Raw genomic sequence first — 17723 nt, forward strand, 5'->3', positions numbered from 1 at the left:
CTAAAAATGTCGGAATTTATCGATAAATAGAATTTTCAAATAAATCATTGACAAAGGGAAAAAATAACATTATATTTATTTGCAACCGGTTTCAAATTACGCGATTTTATTAACTCTACTAATTATTATGTTTTCATGTTGGGCTAGAAGATACACATTTGTTTAACAATTAATTCTTTGAATAAATAAAATGACACCGGTTGCAATTTTTAAAGCAATTAGATCGGGAGGTGTGGTAAACAAAATGCTAGTCTCTTTAAAAAAATTGATGAATAAAGTGATAAATATGCACTTTATCCAATCGACACTTCTAGCATTTAATTGTCAATAAAAGCTATGAATAAATAGAGATATTCATAGACAGGTATTTTGGAGGGATTGAAATGAAAAATGTGACTGTGCAATTGGAAGCACCTATCATTCAAAAAAAAGCAAAGGATACTGTCTTTAAGAGAATGTGGAGGAACCGGTCCCTTCTTCTCATGTGTTTACCCGCAATTATTTTCTTTGCTGTATTTGCATATCTACCAATGCCGGGGTTATATCTTGCATTTGTAAACTATGATTATGCACGCGGTATATTTGATAGCGCTTTCGTAGGGTTTGATAATTTTCGCTTTTTGGTGATGACCGGCGATCTATGGAAGTTAACCTTTAATACGATTGCTTATAATCTAGCTTTCATCGTGCTCGGTAATATACTACAAATTGGTGTAGCCATTATGCTTAATGAACTAACCAATAAATGGTTTAAAAAAATCTCACAAACAATTATGTTTCTACCACATTTTATTTCCGCAGTTTTAGTTGGACTTTTAGCCTATAACATACTTAGTTACGATTATGGCGTACTTAATTCATTTTTGAAAATGGTTGGACTAGACCCAGTACAGACGTATTCAAATCCAGCGATTTGGCCTTATATTATTGTTATTGCTTTTCTTTGGCAATCGACAGGTTATGGATCAATCATCTATTTTGCAGCCATCATGGGTCTTGATAAATCCATCATAGAAGCAGCTGAAATTGATGGGGCTAACGCTTTCCAACGTATTAGATATATTGTTATTCCTTGGCTAAAGCCTACCTTTATTATTTTACTATTATTCTCTTTAGGTGGAGTTTTAAAAGGAAACTTTGGTTTGTTTTATAACTTAGTCGGTGCTAATAATACAATGCTCTATCCAACTACGGATATTATTGAAACTTATGTGTTCCGAACATTGATGACGAATTTTAACTTTTCATTGGGAAGTGCTGTAAGTTTGTATCAATCTATCTTTGGATTCTTTATCGTCATTACAGCAAACTGGGTTGTTAAAAAGGTTTCGCCAGAAAATTCATTGTTTTAAAGGAGGAACGAATTTATGGAGAATGCAGCCAGACATAATATAGATTATTCAACTTTAATAGTTCGTTTTATTGGATACAGCTTTATTGGTCTTTTTGCTCTATTTTGTCTTTTGCCATTTGTCTTGATCGTATCATCTTCATTCTCATCTGAAAGTGCAATCATGGAAAGTGGATTCACATTATGGCCCAAAGAGTTTTCAGTTTTTGCATATGAAATCGTATTTCAAAATCCAAGGCTTGTCATTGGATCATATGTTGTAACGTTGGGAATCACAATTGTCGGGACTGCGCTAGGTTTGTTTATTGTAGCGATGACAGGTTATGCCCTGCAACGCCAGGATTTTCTATATCGTAATAAAATATCATTTTTTATCTATTTCACAACGCTTTTCTCAGGTGGGCTTGTCCCATTTTATCTATTAATAACGCAGTATTTGCATCTTAAAGATAATTATCTGGCAGTTTTGCTACCAGCATTACTAAGTCCATTTCTAATCATCATGATGAAATCGTTCGTAAAATCCATTCCGCATGAAATTACGGAATCTGCGAAAATGGATGGCGCTGGAGATTTCACAATATTTTTACGATTGATCTTGCCGATGTCTACTCCCGCTTTGGCGACAATTGGACTTTTCATTGCTCTAGGATATTGGAATGAATGGTATAATTCGATGCTTTTTCTTTCACCTAACATGGAGTTTAGACCGCTACAGTTATTTCTTTATAACGTTATCACCAGTGCTGATTTTATACGGAATTCTGCTGCATCTTCCAATGTAACTCCTCAAGATGTGCCATTGGAAACGATGAAAATGGCAACAGCAGTTGTGGCTACAGGACCAGTTATTCTATTTTATCCGTTTGTACAACGGTACTTTATTAAAGGTATTACAATTGGTGCAGTTAAGGGGTAATTGAATATGGTTGAGGAACTTTCCTCATTTCATAGAGTTTTTGTACAAAAATATTAAGGGGAAAAGGGAGGAAATAAAATGTTGAAGATGAGGAAATTCATTGTAATAGTGATGGTAATGCTATTGACCTTTAGTCTTGCGGCCTGCAATGGATCAAGCCAAACTGGTACAAAAAATACAAAGCCCAGTACAAAGGTAAATGAAGACGGGGAAGTAGATACTTCTGAATTTGTTACTATTACGATGATGACGCTTGGAGATAAACCGACCAATGGACAATTAGAAAAAGTAATGGAAGAAGTAAATGCAAAATTAAAAGATAAAGTAAACGCTCATATTGAGTTGAAATGGATTGAATGGGCGGATTATATGACGAAGTATAACCTCACTCTAGCTTCTCGTGAACCTGTTGATTTAATTATTACAGCAACTGACTGGTTGGATGCTTGGGGAAATGCACAAAAAGGCGCATTCATGGATATTTCTGACCTTCTACCACAATTCGCTCCACAGACATGGGAAGAAGTTTCCGATGAAAGTTGGGAGGAAACAAAATACAATGGGAAAATTGTGATGATCCCGGAGGATGCTTATACACAATGGGTGAACCATGGCTTTTTCTATCGTACAGATTGGGCAAAAGAGTTTGGAATTAATGAGCATATTAAAGACTTTGAAATGTTAGGAAAGTACTTTCAAGGGATTGTAGATAATAAAAAGGGAGTCATTCCTTGGGATACACCAGGTACAAACGTTACTACAGCATGGGGATACTTAAATTCTTATTCAGATGCAATTGAACTTCCAATTACTACGGGGGTATTCCCGATTTACTGGGGTAAATCATATGACGAATTCACCAATGTTACTAGTCCAGTATTCGAAGATATATTTGTAGATTATGCGAAACTGATGAAGGAATGGGCAGATAAAGGCTACTGGCGCACGGATGTGTTGAATTACAAAGGTGACACACGCGAGTTGTTCCAAGCTGGTAAAACAGGTGCTGACCAACATCATACGCAAACTTTTTCAGGTCTGCGTACGCAAATGGACTTAAAACAACCAGGTTCAGAAATCGATATGTTTGCTTGGTCTGATACACGTGATAATTTAATTTCGATGTCCATTACTCATGGTGCAACAGCTGTAGGAGCTCATAGTAAAAATCCTGAGCGTGCCCTTATGGTATATGATCTAATCCGTAACGATGAGGAAATATACAAACTATTCAACTATGGTATCGAAGGGGTGCAGTACGAAATTGTAGACGGTAAGCGTGCTCATCCTGAAGGATATGACGAAACAAAAGATTCATTTGCTTCTAATTTTTGGGGCGGTCGTGTAGATAAGTTTGAAATTCCATCTGAGGATACATGGGATGGAGTGGCTGATATCTATGCAAAGTATGATGAAATTAAAAAGCCATTCCCATATGGTAGATTTGTTTTTGATAGTACACCTGTAGATGCCGAAATTGCTGCTCTATCACAAGTAACTGCACAAATGGTACCAGCGATTGCGTTTGGTAAAGCTGGAGATCCAGAAAAAGCTGTTAATGATTTCAGAAAGAGACTTGAGGCAGCAGGTTATGAAAAGGTACTAAATGAAATCCAAAAACAGATGGATGAATATAAAGAGCTTGTAGACGGTAATTAACGTTAAAGTTACTCTCAGTTGAAAAAGGGCTATCGCACACTTGATAGCCCTTTAACTTTATTCAGCCTTAGCCATTTTAAAGAAATTATCGAGTAAACTCGATAAAAGTCTGGGCGCAAATACGCCAAGGAAAGTGTGAGCTATAAGTCTATTGAAAGAAGTGTTTGTTAAACGTAAAACTCGAATGATTAAAAGATAAGAGGTGTAAAGTAAATATGGTAAATACAATAGAGCAAGAATGGAATCTGTCTGTTAAAAGTAGGAAATTTAACTTTGATTGGAAGTTCTTAAAAGCTGACAATTCTCATGCATTTAAGAATGAGTTCGACGATTCAGAATGGCGTACATTAGATTTGCCACATGATTGGAGTATTGAAGGTCCCTTTAAAAAGGAATACGCAAGTTCAACTGGTTATTTACCTGGAGGGATTGGTTGGTATCGAAAAAATTTTATTGTACCTGATAGCATCGGGGAAAAGAAATTAATTATACAATTCGATGGGATTTATAAAAATAGTGAAGTGTGGATAAATGAACAATATCTTGGTAAAAGACCCTATGGATACAGCTCATTTCATTACGACTTAACCCCATATTTACACTTTGATAATAAAGAAAATACGATTGCTGTTAAGGTAGATCATTCAGACTTTGCTGATTCTCGCTGGTATACAGGATCTGGTATTTATCGAAATGTATTTATCCATCTGACTGATAAAATGTATATCAAGCCGTATGGAATATTCGTAACAACACCGAAGGTATCAACATCAGAAGCAGAAATTAGCATTCAAACAACGGTGGAAAATGAATATCAGAGTGTAGAAAATATCCAAATTGAACATCAAATTAAAGATGTTACTGGCAAAGAAATAATCAAAAGTTCATCATTGGAGACTATCCAAGCCAATGCTGAACAAGATTTTACACATTCCATTTTCCTAGAAAATCCAAATCTTTGGTCACCGGATAATCCATATTTATATAGCGTGGAAACAAAGGTGATGAGAAATGGTGAAGTGATAGAATTTGAGACTACTCCACTTGGTATTAGATATTTTCATTTTAATGTAGACTCAGGATTTTATCTTAACGGTAAGAATATAAAATTGAAAGGTGTATGTATCCATCATGACGCGGGATGTCTTGGTGCAGCAGTTCCTGAAAAGGTGTGGCAGAGACGATTGCAACTTTTAAAAGAAGCTGGTGTTAATGCAATTAGAATGAGTCATAATCCGCCTGCACCGGAGTTATTAGATATGTGTGATTCTTATGGCTTTTTAGTACAAGATGAAGCATTTGATGAATGGGAACATCCTAAAAACAAATGGGTAGAAGGTTGGAATATAGGTGAACCATCATTAGACGGTTATGCATCTGATTTTACTAAGTGGGCAGAAATCGATTTGAGAGATATGGTTTTAAGAGATCGCAATCATCCTTCCATTGTTTTCTGGAGTATAGGAAATGAAATTGATTATCCTAATGATCCATATTCACATCCTGTACTTGAAGAACGTTATAAAGCAAGTAAACCTGAAGCAAAGGGCATGGGGGATATCGCTAAGAGACTTACAAAGATTGTGAAACAATATGATCCAACGCGTCCTGTTACAGCTGCGTTAGCAAGTGTCATCATGTCAAATGAAACTGAATTTCCAGAGGCACTTGATGTAGTGGGTTATAACTATCAAGAATTTCGTTATGATGAAGACCATGCAAAATATCCAGGTAGGATAATTTACGGAAGTGAAAACGGAAGAAATCACGATGCATGGTTGGCAGTAGAAAATAATGACTTTATCTCAGGACAATTTATCTGGACAGGGATTGACCACTTAGGAGAAGCGAGAGGATGGCCCACTCGTCATGCCACTCCTGGAATGCTCAATTTAGCAGGCTTCAAAAAACCTTTATTTTTCTTCAAACAAAGTCAATGGTCAGATAAAGAGATGGTGCATATAGGATTGACTTCCATTAAAGAAGATAATCCCGCTCACATTAACTGGGACCATGAAGTTGTTTGTCAATGGAAAGGGAAGGAAGGAGAGATAGTCAGGGTTGCATGTTGTACCAATTGTCCTGAAGTGGACTTGCATGTAAATGGCGAATCTGTTGGTGTCAAAAGACGTAAGGACTTCCCTGGTGGAACAATCTATTGGGACATCCCATACTGTAAAGGAACAATAAAGGCAATAGGGAAAAGAAACGGAACGATTAGGTGTACACATGAATTAAAGACGGCAGGTAAGCCAAATAAGATACATTCATACTCAGACGTCCTAACTATTAAAGCTGACAAACAGGATATCGCTCATGTAGAGGTAACCATCCTTGATCAGGACAATAACCTTGTCTATGATGCAGAGAATGAAATATCTTGTCAAATCGAAGGACCTGGTGAAATGATCGGTATTGAATGTAGTAACCCTGAAAGCCATCAGGCTTATAAAGGACACGACAGAAAAGCCTATCATGGGAAATTATTAATCTATGTGAAAGCTACTGATCAACAAGGGATGATAACATTAAACACATCTTCTCCAGATTTGAAAAGTTCGTCTATAACAATTGAAGTGAAATAAAAATTATCACGAAATAATAAAGCCTAGCGATGATCCAAGCGTTTATTAATTATATATGCGGATTGGAGTATTAAATAAATTATTTGGGGGAGAAGGATGAAAAAAGTATGCTCGTATTTCGGAGTTTTTCTGATGATGGTTTTAGTCATGGTTAATTTTCAAAGCGGTAAATTGGTGATAGCAGCTAGTTGGAGCCCACCAAGTCCGGATGAATTGGCGGCAAATGATTATATTCTATACTTTGTAAATGCAGGTGCTTCAACACCAGATGAAATACCACCAGGAGAGAAGCTAGGATTATACCAGAGTAAAACAGAACAGTCCTATAATGTTGATGCAGTAACAGGTAATAGTTGGGGATATACTACAACATATAAAAGTTCAGCTACGAGTTCATCTTCTCCAAATAAATTTGATACAGTACGCTACTATGACCCTCCGGCCGCAGATAAGGTACCCAAAAAGGGATTGGAATATAAATTTGATTTACCGAATGATAAATACGAGGTGACACTTGGTTTTAAAAACCCTTGGAGTACAAGGGAATCAGATATTATTTTGGAAAATAGCAATGTTGATAAACGTTACACAGTCGTTCAAGGAAAGGAACAAATTGAAACATATGAAGTGGAAGTAACTGATGGTGAGTTGAATATTGAGGTTGTAAGACCGGCTGAAGGTGGTTCCGCGACGTCAACATGGGCAGACCCATTGGTAAGTTTCATTGTAATTAAATTGAAGGTGGATATAACAAAGGAAGTTTTGCAGAAAGCGATCAATAAAGCGGAATCGATTAATCGAGATGACTACACAGACTATTCACTAGATAAATTAGATCAGGCAATTGGTGAAGCGAAAGCAGTTTTAGAAAATGGGAAAGCCCACCAGGAAGAAATAGATAAGGCATATAGAAATTTAAACGATGCGTATAACAATCTTGCTACACCATATTCATCTTTCGTCCCTGGAGCTGTTTGGAATGATACGGGTGGTACTCCTATCCAAGCTCATGGTGGCGGAATAATGAAAGATGGCGATACGTATTACTGGTATGGCGAAGATAAGACAAACGGTTATTTGCCTGCGACTGGTGTACATGCATACTCATCAAAAGATTTATATAACTGGAAAGATGAAGGCGTGGTAATGAGAGCGATCGAAAGCAAAGATCAATTTACTACTGATCCTTATTTTGCAGATTTATATGCTCATAGATCGGAAGAAGAGAAGGATCTTATTTTCAGTGATATTAATTCGGAAAGAGGAATATTGGAAAGGCCTAAAGTAATTTATAATGAAAAAACGAAAAAATATGTTTTATGGTTGCATGTTGATGGCCCATATCAAGGCTCAGATGCCAATTATGCCAAAGCGAAATCAGGTGTGGCGATTAGTGATTCACCGACAGGTCCATTTGAATATATAGAGAGTAATCGCTTAAATAAGGCACCAGAAGGTGAACCAGTTTATGGACCAGATACTGGGATGGCACGGGATATGACGTTATTTAAGGATGATGACGGTACAGCTTATGTTATTTATTCGAGTGAAGAAAATATGTCTTTGTATATTTCTAAGCTTACAGATGATTATTTGCAGATAACAGGCGAAAAATATGGTATGGATTATATTAGAGCACTTCCGGGGAAACAGCGGGAAGCTCCAGCAATGTTCAAATATGATGGAAAATATTACTTGATGACATCTGGGGCCACAGGTTGGGACCCAAATCAAGCCAGTTATGCAGTAGCGGATTCGGTGTTGGGAGACTGGACGATTAAGGGGGATCCAAGCGTTGGGACAGGCGCTAATACAACCTTCCAAAGCCAGAGCACATATATCATTCCAGTGGATCCTGAGAACGGAAAGTTTATCTATATGGGAGACAGATGGAATTCAGGAAACTTAAAGGATTCTCGTTATATTTGGCTACCACTTGAATTTGACCAAGAGGGAGATATGATGCTTAAGTGGTACGATAAATGGGACTTAAGCGATTTAGACAATAAAGGAGTATTAGAATTAGTTACAGCCCTTCCAGATGCTGTTACTTTAGGAAAACAACCAGAACTACCAAATACAATAGAGATTATTAATAGTGGCAGCCAACAAAAGGTTCCAGTCACATGGAAAATTGATGAACAAAGCTTTTCTAAACCAGGTCCCTTAAACATTACAGGTATTTTGCCAACTTTGAATAATAAAATAATCACCCATCGATTATTTATAATTCCTGATAATGTGAAGTATTTTGTTAGTCCGGGTAGTACGGTGACAAAAGACTATGAAGAAATGTCTTCATATATGGAAGATACGCTAGAAAATAAAGGTGTAAATGATCAAGTATACGATTCAAATAGTGGAAATATATGGGGGTACTCGGGTGGTAAGACTGCTACTACAGATGGAAATGATATTTTTAGTTCCCTTCGGTATATTGTTAAAGACAGCGAGCAAAAGGATTTTACCTATACATTTGAGGTAGGGGAAGGAAATTACACAGTATTTGCTGGATTTTATGATCCTTGGGCTGTTTATGCCAAAGGTGATAGAAAGGCAGATATTTTTGTAAATGAGAAATTAGTAGACTCAGAATATACGTATTCTGATCAATATGAAGTTAAGGGATATAAAAATAGGAATGCGGTTAATGGAAAGATAGAGATGAAAGTGCAGCCAGCAGCCAGTGTCGCAGGGAAACCTAATTCCGATTCGCAAATTAGTTGGATCATGATTATTGATGATCATGCAGAACTTAAAAAGCTTATTGAAATAGCAGAAACGAAAGAAGAAAGAGATTATTCAAAGGCGTCCTTCGCTTTATTGAAAAAAGCGATTAAAGAGGCAAAAGAAGTTATTGCTAACAGTGCGAATCAAAAAGAGATTGATGCAGCAGTTGATAAATTAGAAGCTGCACTTGATGGTTTGCAAAGATTGGTACAAAATACAGGGGATATGTTAAAGATCCTTGAGGATTTAGAGAAAGAGGGAGCATTTGCTAACAATGGTGCTTTCCGTTCCTTAGAAGTTCATTTAATAGCTGTAAATCGTTTTGAACAAAAAGAGGTAGCTGAAAAAGTTGTTAAACACTTAAACGGTTTTAAAAGTCTACTTGCTAATCATCAAAAGTCAGCATTGATTTCTGAGGAGGCTTTTAACGTTCTTTATGTGCATACAGATTATTTAATTGCAAAGTGGCAGTAGGTTTTAAATCATGATGCAGAACCCCTGTGAAAAGAAATCTTATATCACAGGGGTGCAATTAGATGCCCTACAAATATCCGAACTAGAATGCCATGGAAGAAAGCAAATTGAATGCCAAGGATATTTACGAGTGGGGGTTTGTTGCAATAATGGGGAAAAGAATGCGGCAACTTATAGGGGACCCTAACAGAATGATTGTTTACTAATAAGAAGGAATAGACAGAAATTTGCATAACATATATTGAATGTACAGTAAACTAGTAGTACAGTTAAGTTAACTAGTTTTTACATTAAATGGGGTAAGCAAATATGAAAAAGAAAAATATTACTATATATGACGTTGCAAAAGTCGCGAATGTCTCGCCAACAACAGTTTCTAGAGTTTTAACAAGGAGTCCGCTAGTAAAAGAGAGTACACGAAGGCGTGTGCTTGGAAAAATGGAAGAGTTGGACTTTTCTCCGAATGAAGCGGCAAGAAGCTTGACGACGAATCAAACAAATATGATTGGCTTCATCCTTCCAGATATTACAAATCCCTTCTTCTCCCAAACATATATTGATGTTGAAACCAAGGCGCGTGAAAAGGGATATACAGTATTATTAAGAAATTCAATGAGCAGAAGTGAGATGGAATCAGCCCATTTACGTGAGCTGGCGGAGAGACGGGTAGAATGTATTGTTTTTATGGGGGGAAGGATAAATAAAGTAAATCCTCCAATAAAAGAAATAGAAGAAATGTTAGAAGTGATAAAAAAGGTTCCAATTATCATGGTCAATGGAGAAATGAAAGGAATTGATAGTCATATCATTCGTACAGATGAAGAAGAAGGAATCAGATCTATTGTATCCCATTTAGTTTCACAAGGTCATAAGAAGATTAGTATGATCGGAGGGGCAAAGGGGATTTCATCTACCGATATAAAAGTAGAAACCCTCCAAAAGGAATTGAAAAAGTATCACTTAGATTACAATGATAATTGGCAAATTTATTCAGGGTTTGGCATTGAGGATGGACGTGAGGCAATGGAGCAATTATTGTTAGAAGATAGCCATCCGACAGCTATTATTGGAATCAATGACATGGTCATATATGGAGCTTTAAAGGAGTGTCGGGAGCAGAATGTTCCCATTAGCAACTTTTCCTTTGTTGGCTTTGATGATATTTTTCCATCAGATATAGTGCATCCAAGCTTAACTTCAGTCAACCATAATTATGATCTTTTAGGCACAGAGATTGTCCAATCTCTTAGTAAAATAATTGAAAAAGAACATCTGGAAAAGGAGATATTGATTGATACTAGATTAATTATTAGAGAGTCTAGCCAAAGCAAACTGTAGAGTATAATTATTTTTAAAATGACACCGGTTGCATAGTTGGTAAAACAACATTTTGAAGAAAAAGGTTTTACAGAATACACCAATTTATCAAGCAGAACCATTATTATTATAGGAAATACAAGAAACATCAAATATGAAAGAAAGAGGGATCTTCGTGCTAAAACAGTTAAAGAAGTTTGAGTATACGCCACCGAAAAACGGTTATCCGGAATGGAATAATAATCCGGAAATCTTCCAAATTAATAGATTGGAAGCACACGCAAGCTTGATGCCATATAAAACAGTAGAAGAAGCTTTACTGGGTAATAGGTATGCATCAGATTTTTGCCAGTCTTTGAATGGGAAATGGAAATTCCTATTTGCGGAAAATCCAGAGCAACGCAATTTAGCATTTTTTGAAGCTGATTATGATAGTAGTGCCTGGAATGAAATTAAAGTGCCAGCACACTGGCAATTACAAGGCTACGATTATCCGCAGTATACGAATGTACGTTATCCATGGGAGAATACGGAAGATATTGAAGCCCCGTTTGCACCAACGAAATATAATCCTGTTGGACAATACATACAAACATTCACTGTTCCAGAAGAATGGGATGGGCAGCCTGTATATATTAGCTTTCAAGGAGTTGAATCGGCCTTTTATATTTGGGTGAATGGTGATTTAGTTGGTTATAGTGAAGATACATTTACACCAGCGGAATTTGATTTGACGCCTTATTTAATGGAAGGAGAAAATAAGCTGGCGGTAGAAGTATATCGCTGGTGTGATGCAAGCTGGTTGGAAGATCAGGATTTCTGGAGGATGAGCGGGATTTTTAGAGATGTGTATTTATATTCTACCCCCATTGTCCATATCAACGATTTTTTCGTACATACAGAATTGGATAAGGATTATCAACATGCGGAACTAAAAATTGATGCAAAGGTTACAAATTATTTTGAGCAGAATAATGGGAAAATCGTTATTGAAGCGATGTTATTTGATCAAGAACAACAAACAGTATTAGATGCGCCGATAAGTGTAGAAATGGATGTGTCTAATGAAGCGAATGCTGAAATTAGTACGTCGGTGTATATTGAAAGCCCTTTAAAATGGAGTGCAGAAGATCCAAATCTTTATACACTTGTACTAAGTTTAAAAGATGAAAATGGTAGTTTGATAGAAACAGAGAGTTGCAAAGTAGGATTTAGAACATTTGAAATGAAAGATGGTTTGATGAAAATTAATGGCGAACGGATTGTATTCAAAGGTGTGAATCGTCATGAATTTTCAGCTGATAAGGGGCGTGCCGTTGATTATGAAGACATGGTTCACGATATTAAGTTGATGAAACAGCATAATATCAACTCTGTTCGTACATCGCATTATCCAAATCATCCATTTTTATATGAATTATGTGATGAATATGGCCTCTATGTTATTGATGAAAATAACTTAGAAACGCATGGAACATGGGAATATGGGCAGCAAGAGGAAGGTAATGCATTGCCAGGGAGCAAGCCGGAGTGGACAGAGAATGTGTTGGATCGATGTAATTCAATGTTCCAACGTGATAAAAATCATCCGTCCATTATCATTTGGTCATTAGGAAACGAATCATTTGGCGGCGATAACTTTATTAAAATGCATCAGTTTTTCAAAGAAATAGATCCATCTCGCCTCGTTCATTATGAGGGAGTGTTTCATTTCAGAGAGTCGGAAGCAGCATCCGATATAGAGAGTACAATGTATGTGCCTCCACATCTAATAGAGAAATATGCAACGGATGCTGAAAAAACGGAAAAACAAGCGAAGCCATATATTATTTGTGAGTATAGCCATGCAATGGGGAATTCCTGCGGTAATCTATTTAAATATACCGAGTTATTCGATCGCTATCCGATTTTGCAAGGAGGATTCATTTGGGACTGGCGGGATCAAGCCATTCATACAAAAACGGAGGATGGAACTGAGTTTCTAGCTTATGGTGGAGACTTTGGGGAGTCACCGCATGATGGAAATTTTTCAGGTGATGGGCTTATTTTCGCTGATGGAACTGTTTCACCGAAAATCTATGAAGTGAAAAAATGTTACCAAAATATTGAGTTCACAAGCGTTAATCTAGAACATGGCATAATCAAGATTAATAATAAGAATCTTTTTGTAAATCTTAGCGACTATGAGTGTCGTTGGGAAATTAAGAAAGATGGGAAAAGCGTTAAAACAGGTGGCGCGGAAGTAAGTATAGAACCAGGATCAAATAAAGAAGTGCAGTTGAGCTATCAACTAGCTGATTTTGCTTCTATTGATGGTGAGCTTGTATTGACTGTAAGCATGCATCTGAAGGAAGCGAATGTTTGGGCGGTGCAAGGTCATGAAATTGCGTTTGAACAATTTGTACTTCGCGAGGCAACGAAGGAAAATAGGGAGCTAGCTGCATTAAATTTGGATGTAGCAGACAATGATGCTGCATTAGCAATTTCAGGTGAGAATTTCTCCTTTCGTTTCAATAAGCAAACTGGAGACTTAGAATCTTATACTTTTGAAGGTGTGGAATTGTTAAAAACAGCACCGAGGCCAAATTACTGGAGAGCTATGACAGACAATGACAAAGGTAGTAGGCTTGATCAGCGGAGTGCTACATGGCGGGAAGCTGGACTGAAGCGAATTCTGTGCTCGTTTGACTTAGAGAAATGGAATGAGCATGTTGCTATAACTGTAAAGTATCAGTTGCCAACAACAAATGAGTCAAGTACTGTGATTCGCTATACAATTAATCATGCAGGCGAAATTACGGTAGATTATGAAGTATCACCAGGGGAAGATTTACCGGAAATTCCGGAAATCGGTATGCTTTTCACGATGGAAGCTAATTTCGAAAATATTGAATGGTACGGAAAAGGCTCACATGAGAACTATATAGATAAGGAAAAGGGAGCTAAAATCGGTTTATATGCAGGGAAGGTTAAAGATCAGTATGTCCCTTATTTAAAGCCACAAGAATGTGGAAATAAAACGGAGGTAAGATGGGCAACTATCAAGAATGAAGATGGACTGGGGCTGGAAGTTTTGGGATATCCAACGGTTGAGCTTAACATCCTTCCATATACACCATTCGAACTCGAAGAAGCAAGTCATGGTTATAAATTGCTTAATAGTAACCATTCAGTCGTGCGCATCAACCATAAACAAATGGGGGTTGGCGGTGACGATAGCTGGAGTCAAAAAACACATGCGGAGTTTACCATATATGCAGATCAAACATATCGGTATACGTTTACGATGAAGGGTGTTAGTAATAATTAACAGGCAGGCTATCTTAGTTTTATTCTAGGATAGCCATTATTATTTCCTCAAGAATGGTATCTGAAATTAGAAAAACATTCCCCCTTTATATGCAGTAAAGGGAGCGAAAAATTATTCAAATAATGTGGTTAGATATATATTAAGTTAACCAAATATATGCAATAATTAAAGTGAGATTGGTATGATACATAATCTAGCGATTTTGAAAGCGTACTTTGCTAAGGAAAGTTTAATGCCAGTTGTCCGTATCAGTTGATTGAAAGCGTTTGATACCGGTGTAGCAGTTATTAATTATGAATCCTAAGAAAGGAAGTCTTTATTATGAAACTAGAAGAAATGATTTCAGAGATTGAACTAGCCGCTAAGGATTGCGAATGTGGAAATGCACATAATAAAATTACCATAGAAACAATGACGGTTGGCGACGATGCTTTTGAAAAGTGTGCAGCATTTATAGTGATGAAAAAATATAAACGTGTTCTGATGATAGCTGATGTACGTACATATGCAGCAGCTGGAGAAAAGCTTCATTCTATATTTGTGGAAAAGGAGATTGAACATGCCATCTGTTTGATTGAACCGAATGTGAATGGGGATGTCGTTGCCGATGAGGTATCAATTGTTCAGGCGATGTTGGAGTTGGATGCTGATGTTGATGCAATTATTGCTGTCGGTTCTGGTACGATCCATGATATTGCAAGATTTTGTGGTGCGAAAACGAGCAAACCATTCATCTCGATTCCGACTGCAGCTTCGGTAGATGGATTTACATCATTGGGGGCTCCGATTATTGTCAGAGGAATGAAAAAGACTTTTCAAACAGTATCGCCGATTGCTTTGTTTGCTGACATCAATGTACTAATAAATGCGCCAAAGGAAATGACTGCTGCTGGGTTTGGAGATATGTTAGCAAAATTCACTTCACTTGCAGACTGGAATTTTGGTCATTTGCATGCGGGCGAACCATTTTGTCGGCTTTCCGCCTCTATTACTGAGGAAGCGCTGCGTGATTGTGTAGAAAAAATAGAGCAAATTGCAACTGGTGAAGAAGAAGGGATTGGCAGTTTGATTACAGCTCTTATTCAATCTGGGCTCGCCATGCTCATTTTTGGGCAATCACACCCAGCATCTGGTGGTGAGCATCATTTATCACATTATTGGGAGATGGAATTTTTACAAAAAAATCAGCCGCAAGTTCTGCACGGAGCTAAAGTAGGGGTCAGCTCTATTATACTCGCAAAGCTCTACAAGCAATGGTTTGGTAGTGAGTCTAATATCCCCGAAGGTTTAAAGGAGCGAGCTGCTAAAGTTGCTGCAATTGTTGAGAATATTCCAGATGCCGATAGGTTGAAAAGCTGGCTTGAAAAAGTCAGTGGCCCGACAACTCCACTTGAACTTGGAATCAGCTCAGAACTTGTTGAGAGAAGTTTAAAAGAAGCCTATTTATTGCGAGATAGATCTACGATGTTAAAGTATTTTAATGTCGAGATGAGATAGGAAGACAACGAGATTGTCTGCGTATGAAGTTAGTAGTTATTAAAACAAATGGAATAGAAGGAAATTCTATCGAGTGAAAGGGGAGTAAATAATGAGCAAACATAGAATTGTTGTGGCAGGATGCGGGGGAATGTCGAATACATGGTTTGATTATGTAGCAGAACGGGACGATGCACATGTTGTTGCACTCGTCGATGTCCATCTGCCCGCCGCTAAAGCGATGGCTGAACGACGTGGACTAAATGTGCCACTTTATTCTGATTTGAGTGAAGCGATTAAAGAGAATGAGGCAAATCTTGTGTTTGATGTCACTATTCCTAAAGTGCATAAACAAATTGTCACAACTGCATTAACAGCGGGCTGTAATGTGTTTGGTGAAAAACCAATAGCTAAAACACTGGCAGATGCCAATGAGGTTGTTGATGTTGCTGGAAAAACAGGTAAAACATATTCTGTGATGCAAAACCGTAGATTCAATAAGCAGATCCGGGCTTTTCATCAACTACTAGCAGATAAAACAATTGGCAATGTGGGTACGCTACATGCTGACTTTTTTCTTGGTCCGCATTTTGGCGGATTCAGGGATGTAATGGACAGTCCACTCATTGTTGATATGGCAATACATACTTTTGATCAAGCTAGATTTCTTATGAGGGCCGATCCTGTATCTGTCTATTGTCATGAATTTAACCCACCTGGATCTTGGTATAAAGGGAATGCTTCTGCAATTTGCATTTTTGAAATGAGTGATGGCTCTGTTTTTACATACCGTGGTTCATGGTGTGCAGAGGGATTTGCAACTTCTTGGGAGAGTGATTGGCGTGCGATTGGCGAACTTGGAACTGCAAGATGGGACGGCGAACACTTACCAACCTGTGAAGTTGTAGACGAATCACAACCTGCTGACTTTTTGAGGAAAGCAAAGGCGATTGATGTTCCAGATGCTTGGAAAGGTAGAGAAGGCCATTGGGGTTGCTTGGACGAAATGTTCATTGCACTCGAACAAAATCGCCAAGCAGAAACTGATTGTACAGATAATATAAAAAGTATGGCGATGGTTTTTGGAGCAGTGGAGAGTGCAAGAACTGGGAAGAAAGTGTTTTTAGAAGGGTAGTGGTCAAAATTAGATATGAATTCAAATGAATAATGGTAGTTCTTTAAAAAAAATCACTCCTTTTGTTTTATCGATCTTTGCAAGGGTAAATACAAAGTAGAAGTTAGGTAGACTTAAGGAGGAATGGTATGCATGGATGATAAAAGATTCATCGGTATTTTCCCAGTGGAAGAGGAAGCTATTCTTAAGATTCAGGAATTGAAAATTCAAGGATATGAAGCAGATGATATATATGCAGTAGCAAAAGATGAAAATGAGATTAATATGTTAAGAGGCCGTACAGATGTGGATGTGCAATCGGCAGATGGAGCAGAAACTGGTTGGGTTGATCGGTTTATATCTTTTCTTTCAGGTGAAGAACCAGTAAGGGACGCACTAGGGAAAATGGATTTATCCGGTGCTGAAGTGGAGCGTTATTATCAAGCAATTGAAAATGGTAATATCCTATTATATGTAGATAAAGAGTATGGCACTCTATATGATAGTGGTGCCAATATCGTAAAGCCAGCAGATCCAAATTTAGGACCAAATCCATTAAATCCACCAATAGATTCAGTAGATCCAGTTGATGATACGAAGGATGATTCATATATGGAAGAAAGAGAACAGGTTAAAGTACAAACAGATACCGATATTAGTCAACAAGCAAGCATGGAGAAGCAACAAAAAGAAAAAAGCGATGAATTGCAGACAAAGGACAATAATCCATATACTAATCCTGATGAAGACAGTCGTTATTGATTAGGTTCGTTTCAAACTACCTATTA

10 protein-coding genes are annotated in these 17723 nt (G+C 37.4%); all 10 read left to right on the forward strand.

Annotated elements, in window-relative coordinates; translation table 11 throughout:
* The first annotated feature begins 455 nt into the window (after window positions 1–455).
* Window positions 456–1352, forward strand: a complete 897-nt coding sequence (locus tag BLE01S_RS10545) for an ABC transporter permease (protein ID WP_231955959.1) — start codon at window positions 456–458, stop codon at window positions 1350–1352.
* Between the two features lie 15 nt (window positions 1353–1367).
* Complete coding sequence (locus BLE01S_RS10550) at window positions 1368–2270, forward strand: carbohydrate ABC transporter permease (RefSeq protein ID WP_066141321.1); 903 nt, start codon at window positions 1368–1370, stop codon at window positions 2268–2270.
* A gap of 78 nt (window positions 2271–2348) precedes the next feature.
* Window positions 2349–3929 (forward strand): ABC transporter substrate-binding protein, encoded by a 1581-nt coding sequence (locus BLE01S_RS10555; RefSeq protein WP_066141324.1) that lies wholly within the window; start codon window positions 2349–2351, stop codon window positions 3927–3929.
* Window positions 3930–4144: 215 nt separating this feature from the next.
* Window positions 4145–6514, forward strand: a complete 2370-nt coding sequence (locus BLE01S_RS10560; protein ID WP_066141327.1) for a glycoside hydrolase family 2 TIM barrel-domain containing protein — start codon at window positions 4145–4147, stop codon at window positions 6512–6514.
* A gap of 96 nt (window positions 6515–6610) precedes the next feature.
* Complete coding sequence (locus BLE01S_RS10565) at window positions 6611–9718, forward strand: family 43 glycosylhydrolase (protein WP_066141330.1); 3108 nt, start codon at window positions 6611–6613, stop codon at window positions 9716–9718.
* A 309-nt stretch (window positions 9719–10027) separates the two neighbouring features.
* Window positions 10028–11056, forward strand: a complete 1029-nt coding sequence (locus BLE01S_RS10570) for a LacI family DNA-binding transcriptional regulator (protein WP_066141333.1) — start codon at window positions 10028–10030, stop codon at window positions 11054–11056.
* 154 nt (window positions 11057–11210) lie between these two features.
* Window positions 11211–14345, forward strand: coding sequence for a beta-galactosidase, LacZ type (lacZ, locus tag BLE01S_RS10575; protein ID WP_066141336.1), 3135 nt, complete (start codon window positions 11211–11213; stop codon window positions 14343–14345).
* A gap of 321 nt (window positions 14346–14666) precedes the next feature.
* The gene (locus BLE01S_RS10580; RefSeq protein WP_231955847.1) at window positions 14667–15842 is read left to right on the forward strand and encodes a sn-glycerol-1-phosphate dehydrogenase; all 1176 of its coding nucleotides are present in this window, start codon (window positions 14667–14669) and stop codon (window positions 15840–15842) included.
* Between the two features lie 91 nt (window positions 15843–15933).
* Window positions 15934–16956, forward strand: coding sequence for a Gfo/Idh/MocA family protein (locus tag BLE01S_RS10585; protein WP_066141339.1), 1023 nt, complete (start codon window positions 15934–15936; stop codon window positions 16954–16956).
* Window positions 16957–17088: 132 nt separating this feature from the next.
* Window positions 17089–17697, forward strand: coding sequence for a YflT domain-containing protein (locus BLE01S_RS10590; RefSeq protein ID WP_066141342.1), 609 nt, complete (start codon window positions 17089–17091; stop codon window positions 17695–17697).
* The last annotated feature ends 26 nt before the right edge of the window (window positions 17698–17723 follow it).

This window comes from Lederbergia lenta NBRC 16444 (genome assembly GCF_001591545.1).
GTDB classification, from domain to species: domain Bacteria; phylum Bacillota; class Bacilli; order Bacillales; family Bacillaceae_C; genus Lederbergia; species Lederbergia lenta.